Below are 20555 nucleotides of genomic sequence, written 5' to 3' on the forward strand. Positions count from 1 at the left end.
AATCAGGTTAGATATTACCTTCGATCAGGCGCAGGAGGCTGGCCAGGTCCATGGCCCCGGGCTGACGGAAGACCTGCCGGCCGTTTTTGAAAACGGCAAGGGTGGGGATGCTGCGGATCTCATACCGGGCGGCGATCTCTTGCTCGGTTTCGGTGTTGAGCTTGGCCATTCTGACCCGGGGTTCCAGCCGGGCCGCGGCCTGCTCAAAGACCGGGCCCATTGCCTTGCAGGGTCCGCACCAGGGGGCCCAGAAATCCACCACCAGGGGGATCTCGTTCCGGGCAAGATGGATGTCAAAGGTGTTTTTATCTAATTCCAGGGGCTGGCCGACAAACAGTTTTTTTCTGCAGCGGCCGCAGCTGGGTTGCTCGGCGATCCTTTCCCCGGGGACCCGGTTGACCGCATTGCAGTGGGGGCAGACGATATGCAGCGCGCTCATCACCTCTCCTTTCCGGCTGGGCCGGGCGTGGTATTGTTTCCCGGATCATTGCTGATCGCCTGATCATCCCGGCCGTCCCCGAACAGTCGTTTGATAGAGGCAAAAAGGGTCTTTATTCCCTGCCAGATTCTGGGCAGCAACCAGATCATCAGGATGATGAACAGTACCAGCAGGCAGATAAAGACAATGGGATGGTGCAGGGCGATCCACAGGCCGCCGATCACCGCCACATCTTCGCCGAGCGAGGCGATCCAGTTGGAAAAGGGCTCGGGCGAGGCATTGATCAGCAGCCGGGAACCGGACTTGGTGGCATGGGTGCCGGCGGCCAGGCCACCGCCCAGGATTCCGGCGGTCAGGATGACGGCCGGGTCCATATTGCCAACCGCGCCAGCGGCCAGCAGGGCCCCGGCCGGAATCCGGATAAAGGTATGGATGGTATCCCAGCCGCTGTCCACCCCCGGGGTCTTGTCAGCCACGAACTCGGCCAGGTACATGATCCCGGCCGCGCCGATCACCATCGGATTCATCAGGATCTCCAGCTGTTCGGGCAGAATTATGTTGTTGGTCACCCCGAGGAGACCCAGGACCAGGATGGCGGCATAGAGGTTGATGCCGCTGGCCCAGGCCACCCCCATGGACAGGGCGATGATGCTGCTGATATGGTCAAGCTGCTCCATGGTTCCCCCCTCTGTTTTAATCGCTGCAGCCGCAGTTATCTTCCTCTTCCCAGCAGTCCCGGCAGACCCACAACTCCCAGTTCTGCTTCCAGATCAGCTGTCCCGCCGGCACCAGGACCTTGCAGGACTCGCAGGTGTCGAGCCGCCGGTCATCCTCTGTTTTTTTATTTGTTTCGTCCATGTCCCGGGTCACGGTTGTTTCCCCCGGCGAATATTTATAGGTCATCCGGCCTGAAGCGTATTAATGGACAGAAAAAACAGTGGGCGGTGGATGGTGAAAAAACATGGAGCAGTGGTCGTGGTCAGAATATAATATTCTCTGCCCTCTGATAAACCGGAAGTCAGGTTTCACTGTCCAGCGTTGAGCCGTTACCGTTGCCCGGCTGTCTGTTTCTGGCTGCTTTCAGCACCGAATAACCAACAATTCCCGAGAGAAACGACCCTGCAAGGATTGCCAGTTTGTCCGTATACTGAAAAATACGGGCATCTTCAAATGCCAACGAGCCGATAAACAGGCTCATGGTAAACCCGATTCCGGTTAATACTGATACACCATAGAATTGCATCCAACCACTGTCTTTTGGAAGTACGGCAAATTTAAGTTTTATTGCCAGCCAGCTGAAACCGAACACCCCGAGCTGCTTGCCGATGAACAGGCCAAGCATGATGCCCAGCGGTAACGGTCCGGCCATTTGGCTGAAAGACATCTGGGTGACCTTTACGCCTGCATTAACAAAGGCAAACAGGGGCAGGATGAAAAGGGCCACCCAGTAATGGAGCCTGCGTTCGATCTGTTTTACGGGTGAAACAGGCTGGTTGTTCGCATCTTTTGCGTTCAGCGGAATTGTAAACGCCAGGGCCACTCCCGCCAATGTTGCGTGGACACCGGACTTGAGAACGCTCACCCATAATACCAGCCCGACCAGGAAGTAGGCTGTTTTCCTGGCAACGCCGAATCGATTAAGGGCGATTAAGACCGCCAGGGCCATGGCGGCAACGGCAATGGACAGGGCGGACAGGTCGGTTGCATAAAAAAGGGCGATAATTATGATTGCCCCCAGATCGTCGATAATGGCCAATGCCATTAAAAATATTTTAAGGGAAACAGGAATCCGGTTGCCCAGCAGAGAGAGGATGCCCAGGGCAAAGGCAATATCCGTGGCAGTCGGTATTGCCCATCCGCTGATCGCGACGGGGTCGTTGCGGTTGAAGGTTAAATAGACCGCCGCTGGAACCACCATTCCGCCAACCGCGGCAATGCCGGGTAATATAAGCCGGTTTAAGGAGGACAAATGTCCTTCCAGTGTTTCCCTCTTCACCTCCAGGCCGATTAACAGGAAGAAGATCGCCATCAGGCCGTCGTTTATCCAGTGGTAAAGCGACTTATCAATACTGAATATACCGATTCGTATTTCCACCGGGATATGTAGAAACGATTCATACAACGTTGACAGTGACGTATTGCTTAATATCAGCGCCAAAACAGTCGCAAACATCAACAAGATGCCACTTGTTGATTCTTTTTTTATGAATTTTTCGATTGTTTTCATTTCACGGGAGTGGCAGAAGGATATCAGCGGATTCCATGCATGGTGATTTACATAAAACAGCCCATAGATCCAAATCCTGTTTCAAAGAAATCCACGGCCCTTGAAACAGGAGGGAGAATCCATGAGCCTGGTAAATTTATCCCAAGATCACCCAAGATCAAAGCTTTTTCGGTTAACAATGTTACGTTCGGTTGTTTTTTTTACTCCTGATTTGTAACCACTCACAGGGTAAGCCCCGCCGGACTCCGGGTTCGGTGCCCTGTGAGCGCGGATATGCTTTTCGTTTTTCAGCTGGCGGCCGGGGAGGGCGGCTCGTTTATCCGCAGCCGGTTCTTTATGAGCAGAATCCCGCCGAAGATGATCAGACCACCGCCCAGCCAGGCGGTGGGCCCGGGGATCTCGCCCCAGAAAAAGTACCCGTAGAACACGGCCAGAACCACCGAGGCATAGCTGGACGAGGCCACCACCGGGGCCCGGTCGCGCTGGTAGGCCAGGGTCATGAACAGCTGGCCCAGGCTGGCGAACAGGGCAATGCCGATAATAAAGGGCCACAGTCCGGCGGCGGGCATGACAAAGCGGGGGATGACCCAGAGTCCGGTGGCCAGGGCGGTGAGCACGGTGAAGTTAAAGACGATCACCAGGGGGAAGTCAGTGGCATTGAGGCGCCGGACCATGATATGGGCCAGGGCCGAGAAAAAGGCCGCGCCCAGGGCGGCAAAAGCGGCCAGGGACCAGGACGCGCCGGGCCGCATGATTAAAAAAACGCCGACAATGCCGGTACCGATGGCCACCCAGGCCGAGCGCGGGGTTTTCTCGTTAATCAGGAGCGGCGCCAGCAACGAGAGGATAAGCGGCTGGGACCGGCCGATAAAGATGCAGTCGGCCAGGGGCATATGGGTCAGGGCATAAAAAAAGCCGAACATGGCGGTCATGCCGCAGGCGCTGCGCAGGAGAATGGTTTTTTTTGCCTGCACCATCAGGGGCCGCTTGCGGACCCGGATGATCAGCAGGAGGATCGGTATTGAGAGCAGGCAGCGCAGGAATACCAGCTCGGCCAGGGGGATACCGGTGCCCGCGCCCTTGATCAGGGCGGACATGGTGGCAAAGCTCGTCGAGGCGAGCAGCATGAAAAATATTCCCATCAGGCGATTCCGGATCAAAAGGCCGGCAAAGCAGGCCGGGCCATGGTAAACAAAAAGGGTCGAAATGACAATCCAGCGGGAGGCGGGGGGGCCGGGTCCGTGGACGTCCGGCCGTGGGGTTATCTGAAAGTTGTCACAAGGCGCCGACCTTGCCGTGCCGGAGTGACGACTTTTAGATAATGTAGTGGCTCATCATCTTTTTTACTGATTCCGGGCCGTAAAACAGTTCCCGGAATCTCCTGTATCCCGCCTCACCCATCTGCGGCCATTGGCCCGCCATGGCCAGCAGCCGTTCAATGGCCGTTGCCAGGCTGCCGGGGTCATCGGGCTCGGCCACGATTCCGGTCACCCGGTCGACAACCGCCTCAATGCTGCCGGTCCGGGTACAGACCACCGGCAGTTTCATGGCCATGGCCTCCATGACCGCAAACGGCAGTCCCTCGCTCCGCGACGGCTGGACGTAGATGTCGGCAACGTTCAGTATCCGCCAGGCCTGGTCACGGATCCCGGGCCAGTGGACCAACCGGGAAATACCCAGCTCATCCGCCAGCCCGGGCAGTTGTGACTGCTCGGGATCTATCCCGACAACCACCAGGTGGAGATTTTTCTGCTTGTCTTGCCGGACAATCCGGGCCAGGGCCTTAAACAGGACATCAACCCCCTTTACCTCGTGGTCAAAGGCGATGCAGGCCAGGACCACGGCCTGCTCCGGGATGGCGTACTGTTCCCGCAGCCGGCCTTTTTTTTGCCCGGAAGGCGTATGTTCCCCGAAAAGACCCAGGTAGTGGGTGGTCAGTCTGTTGGCGGCAACGCCTCCCTGGATCAGGGCATCCCGGACCAGGTTGGAGACCGGCAGGATCCGGTCATACCGGTTATAGGCGGCCGGCCATAATTTACAGGGCACCAGGTGGACCGAACTGATACATTTCCTTACCCCGAAAAGCCGGGCCACCAGGGGGGTAAGCAGCAGGGCGTACCGGTTGACAAAGTGGGTGTGGATTATTTCCGGCCGGACTGTGCCCAGCAGCCGGACAAGCGTGAACAGGGCCTGGAGCGGATTTGTGTTTACCGGCCGGACAAGTAGTTTTGCGTGCAGATCTTTCAGGTCATTCAGGTATGCCGTCACCTCTGGCAATGATTCGTACTGGAAGACCGTCTTGTACCGATGCTGGTTGCAGAGCCTGGTCAACTGGACAAAGTAGTTCTCCAGGCCGCCGTACTTGGCACCGCCCATGCCGGTTATGTGCAGGATGGTTTTGGGATGCATGTCAGGAGTCCCGGTCCCTGGTTGGCGCAGCCCTGAGCAACCCGGAGAAGCCGACACATCGATAGCCGGCCGATTGCATTGCCTTGACAAAGGTGTAAAGGGAACTGCTGGTCAAGGTTTTCCATAGATATTTCCAGGCGCCCGGTTGGCGGGAGATCCGGGCCGAAGTGAGCAGCGTCAGCAGGCCGAGAGAGAGCGCCCGGCGGAAAAAGGACCGGCGCCGGTCCTCCAGGTCCGCGGCCAGCCGCGCCTGCAGGCCATTGGCCCGGATGGCCTGCGGATCAACCTGTTGCATGATGAACTGTTTGAACAGCTCCCGGTTGTTGTCCCGGTGCTGCATATAATGGATCGGGATCCCGGCAGCGGCATAACAGCGCCAGAAGCCGGGGTCTGCATAGGCAAGCATGGTGCGGCCCGGTCCCATGGTCTCGGTGAGGTTGACGAACCCGGCCTCCGGGTCCCGGCTCAACAGGGGGCCGCATTGGCCGCTTGCAACGTGCCGGCAGGAGTCAACAATGGCCCGGTAGCGTCTGCCCGCCACCTGTTTGGTGATACCCGGGTTATAGCCCCAGGCCGGGGCGACAAAGCCGGTGGGCGAGACCCCGAACCGCTGTCTGATCTCCGCCTCGCAGGCCTTTAGATGCTGTCTGGTCTCTTCCTGGTCAAGGTCAAGAAACTCCCGGGGATCAAGCTCCTTTTTCCCCGAGGCCGGGTCGCGGAGATGGATCATGCCGTGGCAGCCGATCTCAAGGGCGCCGGATTTCACGCCCATGGCCATCTCCTGAATGGAAGCGGGCATGGCCGGGGCGATCGGCACCGGGCCTTGGGCCGCTGCCTGGTAATGGGAAGAGTACATCATGGTTATTATGCCGCCGGTCCGTTGGGCAAACCGGCGCAGCCGGCGGATCATCCGGGCCCGGGCCCGGTCGAGCCGGGGCGATATGGTCCCGCCCAGCATGACGATTTTTTCAGCGGTAAGCGGCAGGTCGTCTATTCTGATTATTGCCAAAGGCTCCATCCGGGGGTGAATGTTTTTTACTATCCGGTGCAGCCAGTTGGAGAGAATCGGGTAGAGCATCGGCGCGGCCGGCGCCCCGAACTGCCAGGGGTCCACCCCGGCCAGCAGATGGGGCGGGTTGAGCGCGATTATCGGCAGGCCTTGATGGCGGACCAGTATCTCCAGGGCCGGCCTGTCCGGGATCAGGGTAAAGGAGATGCCGGGCGCTGGAATCTCCAGGATGTCGGGCACCCCCTTGAGGAGCGGGTTCCGGTGCGCCATCCTGAAGGTGTTGCAATAGCCGTTTGAACCGGTTTTTTCCTGCTGCCGCCGGGCCAGGGGGCGGTCATGGATATCAATGCCGGTGTTTTCCAGGAAGGTGACAACCGGGGCACTGGCGTAACAGCCGGTCAGGGAGGCGGCAGCCTGGATCTCATCCTCGGAGACAGCAACACTGTAGGCCATAGCCGGTTCGGTGTGCGCGGCAATAGTCTCGAAGGAGCGAAAAGAGACCGGGATGTTCCAGAGCAGGCTCAATTGGCGCCAGGCCATGATGTGCCGCCGGGCCAGGTTGTTCGGCTCTTCTTTTCCCGAGATAACGACAATCGGTGCCATGAATATCCGTGATAACCGGTAAGGAGTCAAAAATACGTTATTACGTTATATTATGTAACATCTCTTGTTTAACACAACTTGAAAGCTTCAGGTAGAATGAAATAAAGAACAGGAATCGGGCCAACTCCTTCTTGCCGGCGGAATGGATCGCAGCCCCGGCCGGCAACTGAAATTGGATTCTTAAAATCCGTTGACCAGGCGGCCGGGCGCCGGTATCATCTTTTTTTTAAAAAAAACCGCGACCGCGCCTGGGCCGGCCGGCAGAGACATGGGAGAATCATGGGCACATCGATTAACCACACCCTGGGAACCAGTGAAGTCATCTGGAACCTGGACCATCTGTATCTCGGGTATGACGATCCGGCCATTGCCGGGGATGAGCGCAAGGCTGAGTCAGAGGCCGCGGCGATCAACCGCGGGTTTGCCGGCCGGGTGGCCGGGCTCGGTCCGGAGGAGCTTCTGCAGCTGGTCCGGCGGCTGGAGTCCCTGGAGACCATCCTCGGCCGGCTGTCCACCTTTGCCTTTTTAAACTTTGCCGTTGCCACCGATGACCAGCAGGTGAGCGCTTTTCTGCAGCGGGTCCGGGAACTGGCCAGCCGGGTGGGCAGGGAGACGGTCTTTTTTGAGCTGGAATGGAACCAGCTGGATGAGGAGCGGGTCAAGGCCCTGCTCGCCTCCGGGAACCTGGCCTCGTATCGCCATTATCTTGGCGCCATGCGCCGTTATGCCCCGCATCAGCTCTCTCAGGTCGAGGAGAAACTGCTTCTGGAACGGGCCCCGGTGGGGCGCGGTTCCTGGACCACCCTGTTTGAGAAGGTGATGGGAGCCTTCAAGTTCGGCGAAAAGGGCCGTACCGAAGAGGAGGTGCTTTCCGATCTCTATCATGCTGAACGCGAGGTGCGGCAACAGGCGGCCGCGGAACTCACCGCAGGGCTTAACAGCCAGCTCCACGTACTCACCCATGTATTCAACACCCTGCTGGCCGACAAGATGATCAACGACCGGCTGCGCAGGTATCCCTCCTGGGTCAGTTCCATGAATCTGGGCAACGAACTGGAGGATTGCACCGTGGAGGTGCTCATCAAGGCGGTGATCTCGCGTTACGATATCGTCCAGCGCTACTACCGGGTGAAGAGGGAACTTATCGGACTGGATGAACTGAAGGACTATGACCGCTATGCGCCCCTGCCCCATCTGCCTGATACCAAAATTCCCTGGACCGAGTGCCGGCGGATGGTCCTGGAGGCCTTTGCCGGGTTCTCGCCGGACATGGCCGGGATCGCCGAGCGGTTTTTTGAAGAGCGCTGGCTTCACGCGCCGGTGGGCAAAGGCAAGCGGGGAGGCGCCTTTGCCCATCCCTGCGTGCCGGAGGTCCATCCTTACGTGCTGGTCAATTATACCGGCACCCTGCGCGACGTCTCCACCGTGGCCCACGAACTGGGCCATGGGGTGCATCAATGCCTGGCCGCGGATCGCGGTTATTACAACAGCGACACCCCCCTGGTCCTGGCCGAGACCGCCTCGGTCTTTGCCGAGTTGATCGTGTTCAAGGCCCAGCTTGCTTTACTGGACAACATTGATGAGAAGCGGGCCTTTATCTGCCAGAAGCTGGAATCGGTTTTCGCCACCGTATTCCGGCAGATATCCATGAACCGGTTCGAGGACCTGGTGCATAACGGCAGGCGGGATGGGGGGGAGCTGTCCACTGAGGCGATTTCCAGACACTGGCTCGCCACCCAGCGGGCGATGTTCGGCGACTCGGTGACCATGACCGATGATTATGCGGTCTGGTGGTCCTATATCCCCCATTTCCTGAGTACCCCGGGCTATGTCTACTCCTATGCCTTTGGCGAACTGCTGGTGCTCGCCCTTTACAACCTCTACGAGCAGGAAGGAGACTCTTTTGTGCCCAGGTATCTCGACCTGCTCAAGGCCGGCGGCAGCCGGAGCCCCTATGAATTGCTCAAACCGTTCGGAGTTGATCCGGATGATCCCGGGTTCTGGACCGGCGGCCTGGCGATCATCGACCGGATGCTGACCATGGTCGAATAGCAAGATCACGGGGTGGTGCGGATAAGCGAGTGCAACGAGACTCCGGGATGCGCTACCCGATGATCGTTCAGGTCAGTGCTTGTCCCAGACGGCCAGGGCCTCCTGATAGACCCGGGACCGGGCAAGACCCAGGTCCTGGCTCAGCCGCTGGACCGCCTCTTTCAGGCTTGTTCCTTTTTCCTTATACCAGGCAAGGGCGGCGGCAAGATCCTCGGGCGGGGTTTCCTGCGGGACCGCACCCCTGATCAGTATCACTGATTCGCCCTTGATCTCCCGTTCGCCAAGCTCTTCCAGCAATTCCACCAGCCGGACCGGTCGCAGCTCCTCGTGCAGCTTGGTCAATTCCCGGGCCCAGAATATCTGGCGGTTGCCGAGGATCTCCAGGCAGGCGGCAAGGGTTTTTTCGAGCCGGCGGGGAGACTCGTAAAAGACCAGGTCCCGTTGTTCGTGGACCAGCGAGGTGAGCAGCCGTTGTTGTTCCGCTGCCCGGGAAGGGAGAAAGCCGAGAAAGACAAAGGCGCTGTTCAAGAACCCGGCAACGCTTATGGCGGTGGTCAGGGCCGAGGGGCCGGGAACGGGCACCACCGGGACGGATACCGCCCGGGCGGCCCGGACCAGGATCGAACCCGGATCGGAGATTCCCGGGGTGCCGGCATCGGAGACCAGGGCCACGTTGCGGCCCTGGAGCAGGGCCTGGATAATTTTTGCGCTCCGGGACTTTTCCTTGTCCTTGTAGTAGCTCTTGAGCGGGGTGTTGAGCCCGAAATGGGTCAGCAGTTTTCTGGTATGCCGGGTGTCCTCGGCAGCGATCAGATCAACCTCGCCCAGGATCCGGATTGCCCGCAGGGTAATATCCTCCAGGTTGCCGATGGGAGTGGCCACCACATAAAGGGTGCCGGTCTGGTGCAGGGGTCTGCTCATGGTCTGGCTCCGGAATAGTTGGAAAAAGGTAACCGTTCACCAGGGGCTATGGATTTACGGAAACCATCATTCTACAGCAGGGCAGGGCGGGAGCGCAATCGTAATTCCCGGCCGCCGGCCGGCCGGGTCACTATTTGCTGCTGTTTCATCACCGCGGCCCGGGCTTGCCTCTAACTCCGCCCCGGTTCATTGTTTTTCAGGCGCGTCCTGGTATTCCGACCTGGTAAAATACTAGCATAACCCTGGTACTGATGGGCATATAGTCGTTGCAGAGTTGCTGAAATCTGGATATATTTGCTGCGTTGTATACCACATTGTGGCAGTTGCCGGGGGTAATAATAACGGTCTTCCCCGGAGACAAAGAGAGAGAAAGGAGAGGGGCTGCCATGACCAGCAATGGCGCCGAGATGGCGGGTAGTGTCGGCAGGAGTCGGAAGGATGCTCAAAAAAGAGAGCCTGAACCGTTCAAGCGGTCCGGTCTTGACCGGCGGTCGGGCGATGACCGGCGGCGGGCCTATCATGTCGATTATTTTGATCAGGGCGGTGTTGAGCGGCGTTGCGGCGAGAGGCGGAACCCGGAGGAAAAGCGCGATGGCTGGATTCGGGTCGGCAAGTGGGTGGGGATCTGTATCGGCCCGCATTGTCTTGCCGCCGGCCGGAAAAAATCCGCGGCCAGGCAGTTCCCCGGCCAGGGCCACGGCATGCTCGGGGCCCCGCCCCTGGAGAGGAGTATCTCCGGGATTATCGAACGTCAGCTTGAAGAGAATGACCCGGCCATTGTGGGACGAACCATCAGGCGTCTCTGTCGAGACGGAATGGCCCGGTCCGAGGCCATGCATGCCGTGGGCCTGACCTATGCGATGCTTGTTTTCCAGGGTATGGAGGAGAACCGGCCCTTTGACATAGCGGAATATGTAGTCCGGTTGGGCTCCATGCCCAGCCTGGCATGCCGTCCGGCAGCAACCGACCTCGGGGCGGGTGATTCCGCAATGACATCATTCCCGAACCCGTGACCTTGCCGGCCCTGCCCGGCAACCTTGTTTTCAGACGGAGACCCGGGATTGACATTCGGGGAAGGGTTTGTTAAATTATATATATGAGTGTCTGATCATATATGCATAAGGGGCGGTATGACCCATCACCAAGATCTCTGCGACTGCCGGGTGATCCACCGGGACCTGGTGGAGCGGGCGCGGAACATGGCCCTTGCGCCAGGGGTGCTTGACGATCTCAGCCGGATCTTCAAGGCCCTGGCCGATCCCTCGCGGCTTAAGATAATCCGGGCCCTCGAACAGCAGGAGATGTGTGTCTGCGACCTGGCCGCCCTGCTCGGAATAAGCGAGTCAGCGGTCTCGCACCAGTTGCGGCTGCTGCGGACCATGCGGCTGGTCAGGAACCGGCGGGCCGGCACTATTCTCTACTATCGGCTGGACGACAACCATGTGGCCGGCCTGATCCGCCTGGCCCTGGAGCATGTTAATGAAAAATAACCGTTCAAGCCGTTCGAACGATCAAACGGTTTGAACGATTATTTTATTGTGAGATTTCCCATGGATTTTATTATTCAGGTATTACAGGAATCATGGCATCTTTTTCTGGATGCAGCCGTTTATATCCTCTTCGGCCTGCTGGTGGGCGGCCTGCTCAAGGTATTTCTCCATCCGGCCTTTGTGGCGAACCATCTGGGCCAGGGCCGGTTCGGCTCGGTGATCAAGGCCGCCCTGCTCGGCATCCCGATTCCCCTCTGCTCCTGCGGGGTGCTGCCAGCGGCGGCCTCATTGAAAAAACAGGGCGCCAACAACGGCGCCACCACCGCCTTTCTCATCTCCACCCCGGAGTCCGGGGTCGACTCGATAGCGATTTCCTATGCCCTGCTTGATCCGATCATGACCGTGGCCCGGCCGGTGGCTGCTTTTTTTACCGCCGTGGCCGCCGGAGTGGTTGAAAACATCTTTCATACCCAGAAGGAGGAGGACTGGCTGCGGGTGGTGGACAGGAGCTGCCCGGTGGACAACTGCTGCGACGGTAACGACTGTCCGCCCGACAAGCATGCCCGGCATCACGGATTTTTCGAGAAACTGCGGATAGGGATCGGTTTTGCGGTCAATGATCTCTGGGCCGAACTGGCGGGCTGGTTCTTTGCCGGGTTAATTCTGGCCGGGGTGATCAGCGTCCTGGTCCCCACCGAGATGATGAGTAGTTATCTGGGCGGCGGGCTGCCCTCCATGCTGATCATGCTGGCGGTGGGTATCCCGATGTATATCTGCGCCACCGCCTCCACCCCGGTGGCCGCGGCCCTGATCCTGAAAGGGGTGAGTCCGGGCGCGGCCCTGGTTTTTCTCCTGGTGGGGCCGGCCACCAATGTTACCTCGCTGTCAGTGCTCTTCGGCATTCTCGGCCGCCGGGCCACGGCGATCTACCTGGTCATGCTTTCCCTGTTCGCGGTGGTCAGCGGCCTGATCCTTGACCGGATCTATTCGGGATTCGGGATTTCGGCCCAGGTAGTGATCGGCCGGGCCGCGGAACTGGTACCTGCCTGGCTCCAGCTCGGCTCGGCCCTGCTCCTGCTTATTTTCTCGATCCGGCCCTTGCTGGCCATGATTCGTCGGATCGGCCGCCGGTCCCACTCCCACGGCCAGGGCCACGGGTCCTGTTCCCCGGGGTGTTGCGAGACTCCCGGAATCAGGGACAAGATCAACGGGAAAGGGTGATCGCTTACCCTCCCCGGGCAAAATCCACCGGGCAGCGGACCGTGCTGCCGGCCTTGTTCTTGAACAGTAAAAAACCCTTGTCCAGGCCGTGACGATAAAGGTCCCGGGTAATGCGCACATCGTCGCTGCAGTATTGGGCAAGCTCCTCCATCCGGCCTTCCTGGTACCACTTGAGCGCCATCAACCCGTTGGCTGATTTTTTCACCCCCAGGGTCACCTGGGCCAGATGGTCCAGTGACAGGCGGTAGCCCAGCCGGTTCCTGATCTCGGCCAGGATATCGAGGCTGGGCAGCCGGGCCAGGTCAAAGGAGGTATAGGCGGACAGGACCCGGTTGTCGAACCGGAGGGTATTGAATCCCACCACCAGCCCAAGCCCCTGCAGCCGGGCGATGAATGCATCCAGTTGATGCTCAAGATAGGGGGTGAAGGTATCGGTTGCCGAATCGTAGAGCACGGCCACGCTCACCCCCATCCGCTCGGCCCGGTGCCAGCCGCCCACCGCGTCGGCCGATCGGATGGTCTCCAGATCAAAGACCCCGTAGTGGATTGAATCCACCGCCCGGCGAATGGTCCGCGTTTTTTTATGAATGACCTTGGTCGCGACCGGTTTCTCAGCAACAACACCGGTCTCCCGGCCCAGCAGCTCCAGAATTATTTGAGCACCCTTTTTATCCATGGGCCGGTTGCCGGAGCCGCATTTGGGCGAGTGCACGCAGGAGGGGCAGCCGATCTCGCAGCCACAGGAGCGTATCGTGTCCAGGGTATTGGCCAACAGCTCCTCGGCCCGGTTGAATGCCTGGCGGGCCAGGCCGATGCCGCCGGGATGACCGTCATAGATGAATATCGCTGGTTTTTTCAGCTGGGGGTGGAAAGGGTAGGCGATCCCGCCCACATCGTTGCGGTCGCAGAGCACCAGCAGCGGAAAGATACCAATGGCCGCGTGCTCGATGGCATGGATTCCGCCCATGAAGTGCAACCGGCGGGCCTGGACCTCTTGGGCCACCGCATCCGGTATCTCGAACCATATCCCCTCGGTCTCGAATACCTGGGGCGGCAGCTCCAGCCTCTCGGTATTGATCAACCCCTGGCCCCTGACCTGCCGCCGCTGGAAACCAATGATCCGGTCAATGACCCGCAGCCGGCCGATATTTACCCGGCAGCCGCGTACCTGGCGGCTGTCCAGGATCTCCAGCACCGTGGTCTCCTTTTCGCTCAGCGGCCGGGTAAAAAATGAGACCTTTCGGGCAAGGGCAATCACCTCCCTGGTTTCGAGATCAAGGGAGGAGATCACGTAGGTGCACCCCTGGTGGAGGTAGACCGCGCCGGGATGGCACTCACGCAGACAGCGGTGGCCGTCGATCTCGCCCAGCAATGTGCGGTCTTGTTCCCTGAAGATCCGAAAGGGGTGGCTGCTGCCGCGCAGGTTCACCTGCCGGTGGGGATAGCGGCGTCCGGTGTGATACCGGTTGCCGTCCGCGGACAGGAGCAGATTGCCCTGCTCAGCCATCCGGCCGGCCAGGTCCCGGGCAGTGTTGCCGAGTATCGGGTCTGTCTTTTCCAGCGGCAGTTCGCCGGCCGCGCAGACAAGATGCCGGCGGATGATTTTTTCGTTGTCCGGGTTCAGGACCACGGCCTCGACCTTTCTTGAGAAGAACTGGTCCGGGTGGCGCATGAAGTACTGGTCCAGGGCATCCTCCCGGGCCACCAGGATCACCAGCGAGTCCCGCTCCCGCCGGCCCACCCGGCCGCTTCGCTGCCAGGTGGCGGTCATGGTCCCGGGATAACCGGACAGGATACAGATATCGAGATCGCCGATATCGATGCCCAGTTCCAGGGCGCTGGTGGAGACCACTCCCAGGAGATCGCCGCTGCTGAGTTTTTTTTCGATTTTACGGCGCTCCCCGGGCAGAAAACCGGCCCGGTAGGCAGTAAGCTTGCCGGACTGTTCCTTCAATCTTGTCCTGGTCCAGATCGAGATCAACTCGGTCATTTTACGGGACTGGGTATAGACAATGGTGCGCAGTTTTTTCGAGATAGCCTGTTCAAGGAGCAGGCTCGCGGCATGGGCGGTCGAGTCCAGGGGATTGATCAGCAGAAAATGGCGGCCGGCCCGGGGCGCGCCGGAGCGGGTGACAACGGTCACCGGACGGCCGAGCAGGTTCTCCGCCATCTCAAGCGGGTTGCCCACTGTGGCCGAGCACATGATGAACTTCGGGTCTGCCCCGTAATGGCGGCAGATGCGCTGGAGTCTCCTGATCACCCAGGCCATGTGCGAGCCGAAGATGCCGCGAAAGGTGTGGGCCTCGTCCAGGATAATAAAAGAGAGGCTGCTGAAGAAACCGGCCCAGCGGTCATGAAAGGGGAGCAGGGCCAGGTGGAGCATGTCCGGGTTGCTGATCAGGATCCGGGGTGGATTCTCCCGCAGCTTGCGGCGCTGGGTGGCGCTGGTATCCCCGTCATAGATGGCGGTCCTGAATCTTTTTTCATCCGCCAGCCCGGCGGAAAGTTCGGAAACAGCCCGCAGCTGGTCCTGGGCCAGGGCCTTGAGCGGAAAGAGATAGAGCGCGGTTACATCCCGGTTGCCCAGGATCTTCTCGAACACCGGCAGGTTATAGATCAGACTCTTGCCGCTGGCAGTGGGGGTGGATATCAGGATGTCCTTGCCGGCCCGGATCGCGTCCACGGCCTCGGCCTGGTGGCGGTACAGGGAGTCGATCCCGAGCCGGGCCAGGGCCGCGGCCAGTTCCGGGAACAGTGGCCGGGCCAGTTTTCCGGACCTGGTCTCCTGCCGCGGTATCCACTGGTGGTGGACCAGGCCGGGGCCGAGCCGGCGAGATTCTTTCACCTGCTTGATGTATTGGATGAGAGTTGATTGAGACACAAGATTTTTCTTTAATCCGGCCTGGTGCGTGCCGGGTTCCGGTTCGGGGGCGGTTATTGTCAGCCTATTGTCAACCCTTTTCCGGTTTCATTGTCAACCATACAGAAGGGGAATGCGTGCCAATGGAAACAAACCGGCCCGAAATGCAACCATGCAAAAGGTGCACGGCTGAGGTATGCTTGGGGACTGTGCGGCAGGAGGTAATACAACATTATCGTAAGGAGAGTTAATATGAAACTGTACTCATTTCTGACCGGTCCGGATGACGAGACCTTTTGCAAAAGGGTATGCGAAAAGCTCAATAACGGCTGGGAGCTGTACGGCAGCCCCTCACTGACCTGCAACGGGGAAACAACCATTGCCGGCCAGGCGGTGGTCAAGGAGGTGGAAGGGGAATTCCATCAGGAGATCAATCTGAAAGAGATGTAAGGAAACAGCAACGCCAAGGCCTGTGCCTTTTCAAGAGGCCTCCGGGGTTCGCGCCGGATTGCCTACCCGTGATGCGCCGGAGGCGGATCTTGTTCCCCGCGGTTCCCGGCAGCCCTATTTTTCTTCCGGCGGAAAGGTGGTTCGACAGGCATGGACAATGCCGAGAATAATGAAATAACCCGGAGAGCAGTAGGTAACGAACTTGATCGGATCCATGCGAAATATCAACCCCAATATTGCGCAGAAGATGGAAAAGATGGCCAGGGCGACCAAGGCTGACTTTACCAATACATTATCCGGTGTGTTCAAGACAATAATCCCTGTCTGCCGGTTTCTTGGGGAATAGGGTGATTGGCTGCCGCTCCATGGTACCAGGGTTTCAAAAAAAATCCGCAAGGAAATATTTTTTGATGAATTTTCTTGTCCGACAGAACGGGGTGACCCTTTTCAGGGGGTGGCCGTATAGTTGATCTTTAAAGAAAGCATGTTCAACTCAGTGGGAAAAAAGCTGGATGACCGGACTGGAATATATATCGGGCACCTCTCCTGAAAATGAAAACAGACCCGGACCGGGAGAGGACCGGGAAGATGTCAGCAAGGTGGTGGAGACGATCACCCGGTTGAATATCGCCCGCTACAATGTGGGCGCCTATCCGGAAGGACACCAGCTTATCCGGCAGAGTCTGGACTCCGCGCTCCGGAGCCTGCGCGCCTGCGTTCACACCCCGTCCGGGCTTGCGCTCGGGGCCGCCGGGGATGTCCTGCTGTACCGCGCCGAAACCCTTGCCCCTGGAAATTCCGCCTGCCGGGATCTTGCCGCGGCCCTGTACCAGCGGAATATTGCCGCGATCTCCTTTTTGCCTGGAATCGGCCGTGAAGAGCTGCTGCGGTTTATCAAGCTGATCTCGATCAAGCCTCAAGAGATAACCTCCCAGGGCGGTCTGCAAAAAATTCTGAAAAAAAACGCTTTCCGGAATATCACCGTCAGGCCGGCCGACTACGGTACTCTCCGTTTTACCGAGCAGAAGGAGGCAGTCCGGCCAAGCGGGATCAAGCAGACCGGTTCCGATGAGGTGCTGCATTCTTTTACCGGCAATCTGATGGCGGAGATGAGTGCTGCCTCCCCGGAGCAGAGGAATGTACTCGGCCGGGAGGAACTCCAGCGGCCCAGGATGCTGGCCAGCCTGATTAACGCCGACCGGACCGGGGCCGGGGAATTTCTGCAAAGCTATCAAAAAACCCTGGGGTCCTATTTTGACAAGAAGAAGGCCGCCAGGACAACGGATAACGGCGAGTCCGGCCGGTTGAGAGGAATCAACAACTTTCTCCAGGCCCTTGATCCGGAAAACCGCCGTCATTTCCTGGCCGTTACCCTGCAACTCTGTTCGTCGGTGCCGATATCGTCAGGGGTTGATTCGTTTTTCGAGGAATTGGACCGGGAACTGGCAATGGAGATGCTGTTGCAGGCCAATGAGCAGGGCGTGGAGATCTCGCCGTCGCTCATGAATTTCTTGCAGAAATTCATGCATTCCTTTACCGGCGATACCGCTGATTTCGATCAGGAGCAAGAGACGGAGGAGCGTACCCGGCCCGAGGCCCGGATCAGGAAGCTCTTCAAGCGGGAGGAATTTGAGCAATATGTGGTCGAGGATTATGCCCGGGTCCTGATGAAACTTGCCGATACCCCGCTGCTTGAAGACGGGGTGCCCAGGGAAGAGTTTCCCCTTGAAGAGTACCTGCAGACCCTGGATGGCCAATATCTCTATAACCGGATTGCCCGGGTCCTTCTGATCTTCATGAATAATGAAGAATCTCCGCAAGAGTATCGCCAGACCTTTGATTTGCTCATTTCCATAGCTGAAACCTGTCTTGAGCAGGGTGATTTCCTGCTCCTGAGCAACATTCTACAGACAGTGAACCTGCATCGCGAGCGCAAATCCGACCCGGAGCTGAGGGTGGTGGCAACGGAATGTTTTCAGAATTTTCAAAAAGCGCCGTTTCTGACCAGGGCCCTGGTCGCATTTGACGCACAGCTGGGCCATTTGACCCGCGCTCCGATCATGTTTCTGTATCTGCTGGGCGATGTGGTCGTCCCGGGGCTTCTGGACCTCTATCTGGATAAGGAGAACGACAAGGAGAGAAGAATTCTCCTGCATGTCCTGGAAAGTTTTCGGGACGCGGCAGTGGTTGAGGCCCGGAATCGGCTTGAGTACGCCGAGCCGGAACAGGCCGGTCCGTTGCTCCGGGTACTCAGCAGCTATGGAAACCGGGATACCGTGCAATTTTTAAAAGAATTTCTCGACCACCGGGACCGAATGGTCAGGAAAGAGGTTTTTGCCGCCCTGCTTACCCTGCGGGACCAATGGGCCCTTGATTCCCTGGGGGAATTTCTGCGGTCCGACGACTGGTCGATCAAGTCAGGCGCGGTGGAGTATGTGGGCCGGTGCGGTCTGCACGAGTTTGTCCCGGATCTGGTTGCCATGCTGGAGGACAAGGGGTTTTTTCAAAAAGATTTCCAGGAACTCGAAACCGTGATCATGGCGTTGGGCCGGATCGGTGATCCGGCCACGGTCCCGGCCCTGGAAAATATCGTCCAGCGACGGTTCGGTCTGTATCCAGAAAAACTGAACCGCTTAAAACAAACGATATTCGACTCCCTTGAGCGGTACCCCGGTGTGAGCCTTGCCGGCTTGCTTGAAATCGGCCGGAAGTCAAAGAAGAAGAGCATCCGGCTGGCGTCTCAGAGGGTGATATTAAAGGGAATGGCCCGGGCAATCCAGGGTGTCGGCAGAGAGAGCAGCGATGATTCACGGTCGGGATGAACCAGGTTCTCCTTACAATTTTTCATTTATAATTACGGCCTGGTACCCACCCCTTGATGCGTTACGGCTCACGGATCCAGGGAGTTGATATTGAGGACATAAGAGATGGACCGATACGACAGTGAGGAGAAGATCCTCGATTTCATCATCAAGCTGAATGCCGCCATAGCGAATGTTCGTCTTTTTCCGCCCACCCATCACAGTGTTGTTGATTCCATTGAGTCGGCATACGCTGGACTGACCGGGATCCTCAACCGTTACCCGCGGCTTGCCCTGATTGCGGTGGGAGACGACCTGGTCGCCAACTCCAGCCGTTTAGCGGCAGGTCCCGGGGTCAGCCGGCTTGTTGTTCTTCTTCGGGAAAAGGCCATAGATAACTTGACCTTCTTGAGAGGAATCAAGAAAGAGTCGCTGCGGGAACTGATCGAGGCCCTGGCTTTGCATGAGGCTGTTCCGGTCAGGGGCAACGCCTGGGTAAAGCTGTCCAGAATAGAGGGGGCGGGCGGGCAGGGTTCCCCGGCGGATTCCGGCCATGGGATCAACGGCGAGGCATATGATCTTGACCAGGATCTTGAGCCGTTGCTGGCTGCGCGCGGCTGCATGCGGAAGGAGGTAAAAAACGTCTATGAACGGGTCAGGCATAACCAGGATATCGAAATCCAGGCCCTTGAAGAGATTATCTCCAGCTTTGTCTACGGACCCACCTGGATGGTGAATCCGCTTTATCTGCTGGCCGATGTCAAATCATATGATGAGTATACCTTTGTCCATATGGTGAATGTATGCACCCTCACCATGAGTCAGGCTGAATCGCTGGGCTTCAAGGGAAAGCCGTTACGTCAGATCGGCCTGGCCGCGGTTCTGCACGACGTGGGCAAACTCTTTGTCCCGGACGAAATAATCAATAAACCAGGCAAGTTGAGCCCGGAGGAGTGGGAGATCATGGCGACCCATCCCCTCAAGGGGGTGGGTCATCTGATGAAGCTGAGTGAGATGCCGAAACTGGCGGTCGTGTGCGCCCTGGAGCATCATATGCGCTGGGATGGCCAGGGATACCCGGTGGTGGAAGAAGGCTGGAAACCCCACATCGTCAGTCAGATGATCTCGGTTGCCGATGTGTTTGACGCCATGCGCAGCAAGCGGCCCTATAGTGAGGCCAACCCCCGCCAGGTTGTCCTTAAGGTCCTGGAAGAGGGCCGGGGCACGGAGTTCAACCCTTTTCTGGTCGACAATTTTTTGAAAATCATCAGTCGATTCTAGAAACCTGTTTCTTGCCGATCTGTCCACCGTCCTCAGCAGGCATAAAAAAAGGGTTCCCTCTAAAGAAGGAACCCTTTTTCACAAAAAGAATTCGGCGGCGACCTACTCTCCCACACAGTCTCCCATGCAGTACCATCGGCGCTGAGGAGCTTAACTTCCGTGTTCGGAATGGGAACGGGTGTGACCTCCTCGCCATGGCCACCGAAAATATATAACGGTTCAAACGTTTAAACGGTTCAAACAGTTCAAACGGTTTTTATAAAAACTCAGATAACTGAACAGCAGGGATTTTTTTGATACGGCAACCGGATTATTAATCAGTTCAATCAGTTCAAACGTTCAAACGGTTCAAACTGCTTGAACGGTTTAAACGGTTTGTCAAAAAAGATATGGTTAAGCCGCACGGCTTATTAGTATCGGTAAGCTTCACACATTACTGCGCTTCCACACCCGACCTATCAACGTCGTAGTCTTCGACGAGCCTTGAGGTACCATAAAGGTACGGGATATCTTATCTTGGAGTGGGCTTCCCGCTTAGATGCTTTCAGCGGTTATCCCTTCCGAACTTAGCTACCCAGCAATGCGGCTGGCGCCACAACTGGAACACCAGAGGTTCGTCCATTCCGGTCCTCTCGTACTAGGAACAGCTCTCCTCAAATATCCTACGCCCGCAACAGATAAGGACCAAACTGTCTCACGACGTTTTAAACCCAGCTCACGTACCGCTTTAATTGGCGAACAGCCAAACCCTTGGGACCTGCTCCAGCCCCAGGATGCGATGAGCCGACATCG

The 20555-nt window shown here is 58.1% G+C and carries 17 protein-coding genes and 2 rRNA genes; 7 read left to right on the plus strand and 12 right to left on the minus strand.

What is annotated here, in order from left to right; all coding sequences use genetic code 11:
* Nucleotides 1–7: 7 nt before the first annotated feature.
* From trxC to L3J03_05390, 7 genes are all read right to left on the minus strand, one after another.
* Nucleotides 8–442, minus strand: a complete 435-nt coding sequence (trxC, locus tag L3J03_05360; protein MCF6290406.1) for a thioredoxin TrxC — start codon at nucleotides 440–442, stop codon at nucleotides 8–10.
* Complete coding sequence (locus L3J03_05365; GenBank protein ID MCF6290407.1) at nucleotides 439–1116, minus strand: DUF4126 domain-containing protein; 678 nt, start codon at nucleotides 1114–1116, stop codon at nucleotides 439–441. Before L3J03_05365 ends, trxC begins: the two co-directional genes overlap by 4 nt.
* A 16-nt stretch (nucleotides 1117–1132) precedes the next feature.
* On the minus strand, nucleotides 1133–1342 hold the full coding sequence (locus L3J03_05370; GenBank protein MCF6290408.1) for a hypothetical protein: 210 nt from the start codon (nucleotides 1340–1342) through the stop codon (nucleotides 1133–1135).
* Nucleotides 1343–1457: 115 nt separating this feature from the next.
* Nucleotides 1458–2666 carry a Na+/H+ antiporter NhaA gene (gene nhaA, locus L3J03_05375; GenBank protein MCF6290409.1) on the minus strand — a complete coding sequence of 403 codons (1209 nt, stop codon included), beginning with the start codon at nucleotides 2664–2666 and terminating at the stop codon, nucleotides 1458–1460.
* Between the two features lie 287 nt (nucleotides 2667–2953).
* Nucleotides 2954–3808, minus strand: coding sequence for a DMT family transporter (locus tag L3J03_05380; GenBank protein ID MCF6290410.1), 855 nt, complete (start codon nucleotides 3806–3808; stop codon nucleotides 2954–2956).
* A 172-nt stretch (nucleotides 3809–3980) separates the two neighbouring features.
* A complete protein-coding gene (locus tag L3J03_05385) occupies nucleotides 3981–5075 on the minus strand; it encodes a glycosyltransferase family 4 protein (GenBank protein MCF6290411.1) in 1095 nt (364 codons plus the stop codon).
* Nucleotide 5076: 1 nt separating this feature from the next.
* Nucleotides 5077–6687 (minus strand): hypothetical protein, encoded by a 1611-nt coding sequence (locus tag L3J03_05390; GenBank protein MCF6290412.1) that lies wholly within the window; start codon nucleotides 6685–6687, stop codon nucleotides 5077–5079.
* Between the two features lie 279 nt (nucleotides 6688–6966).
* Here L3J03_05390 and L3J03_05395 point away from each other — a divergent pair, with 279 nt between their 5' ends.
* Nucleotides 6967–8739 (plus strand): M3 family oligoendopeptidase, encoded by a 1773-nt coding sequence (locus L3J03_05395; protein ID MCF6290413.1) that lies wholly within the window; start codon nucleotides 6967–6969, stop codon nucleotides 8737–8739.
* Between the two features lie 72 nt (nucleotides 8740–8811).
* On the opposite strand, the gene rsmI is transcribed toward L3J03_05395, so the two are convergent.
* Entirely contained in the window at nucleotides 8812–9660 is an 849-nt protein-coding gene (gene rsmI, locus L3J03_05400; protein ID MCF6290414.1) for a 16S rRNA (cytidine(1402)-2'-O)-methyltransferase, read from the minus strand.
* A gap of 386 nt (nucleotides 9661–10046) precedes the next feature.
* On the opposite strand from rsmI, the gene L3J03_05405 reads away from it, so the two are divergent.
* From L3J03_05405 to L3J03_05415, 3 genes are all read left to right on the plus strand, one after another.
* Nucleotides 10047–10673, plus strand: a complete 627-nt coding sequence (locus tag L3J03_05405) for a hypothetical protein (GenBank protein ID MCF6290415.1) — start codon at nucleotides 10047–10049, stop codon at nucleotides 10671–10673.
* A 117-nt stretch (nucleotides 10674–10790) separates the two neighbouring features.
* Nucleotides 10791–11150 carry a metalloregulator ArsR/SmtB family transcription factor gene (locus L3J03_05410; GenBank protein MCF6290416.1) on the plus strand — a complete coding sequence of 120 codons (360 nt, stop codon included), beginning with the start codon at nucleotides 10791–10793 and terminating at the stop codon, nucleotides 11148–11150.
* A 60-nt stretch (nucleotides 11151–11210) separates the two neighbouring features.
* On the plus strand, nucleotides 11211–12371 hold the full coding sequence (locus L3J03_05415; GenBank protein ID MCF6290417.1) for an SO_0444 family Cu/Zn efflux transporter: 1161 nt from the start codon (nucleotides 11211–11213) through the stop codon (nucleotides 12369–12371).
* Between the two features lie 4 nt (nucleotides 12372–12375).
* On the opposite strand, the gene L3J03_05420 is transcribed toward L3J03_05415, so the two are convergent.
* Entirely contained in the window at nucleotides 12376–15216 is a 2841-nt protein-coding gene (locus L3J03_05420) for a DEAD/DEAH box helicase (protein MCF6290418.1), read from the minus strand.
* A 267-nt stretch (nucleotides 15217–15483) separates the two neighbouring features.
* Here L3J03_05420 and L3J03_05425 point away from each other — a divergent pair, with 267 nt between their 5' ends.
* On the plus strand, nucleotides 15484–15681 hold the full coding sequence (locus L3J03_05425; protein MCF6290419.1) for a DUF1737 domain-containing protein: 198 nt from the start codon (nucleotides 15484–15486) through the stop codon (nucleotides 15679–15681).
* Between the two features lie 114 nt (nucleotides 15682–15795).
* On the opposite strand, the gene L3J03_05430 is transcribed toward L3J03_05425, so the two are convergent.
* A complete protein-coding gene (locus L3J03_05430; protein MCF6290420.1) occupies nucleotides 15796–15990 on the minus strand; it encodes a hypothetical protein in 195 nt (64 codons plus the stop codon).
* Between the two features lie 203 nt (nucleotides 15991–16193).
* On the opposite strand from L3J03_05430, the gene L3J03_05435 reads away from it, so the two are divergent.
* Nucleotides 16194–18503 (plus strand): HEAT repeat domain-containing protein, encoded by a 2310-nt coding sequence (locus tag L3J03_05435; GenBank protein MCF6290421.1) that lies wholly within the window; start codon nucleotides 16194–16196, stop codon nucleotides 18501–18503.
* Nucleotides 18504–18608: 105 nt separating this feature from the next.
* Entirely contained in the window at nucleotides 18609–19763 is a 1155-nt protein-coding gene (locus tag L3J03_05440; protein ID MCF6290422.1) for an HD domain-containing protein, read from the plus strand.
* 89 nt (nucleotides 19764–19852) lie between these two features.
* On the opposite strand, the gene rrf is transcribed toward L3J03_05440, so the two are convergent.
* Together rrf and L3J03_05450 are read right to left on the minus strand one after the other, a co-directional pair.
* A 5S ribosomal RNA gene (rrf, locus tag L3J03_05445) occupies nucleotides 19853–19969 on the minus strand.
* A 183-nt stretch (nucleotides 19970–20152) separates the two neighbouring features.
* Nucleotides 20153–20555, minus strand: a 23S ribosomal RNA gene (locus L3J03_05450); the annotation flags it as partial.

Source organism: Desulfobacterales bacterium, from assembly GCA_021647905.1.
In the GTDB taxonomy this organism is placed as follows: domain Bacteria; phylum Desulfobacterota; class Desulfobulbia; order Desulfobulbales; family BM004; genus JAKITW01.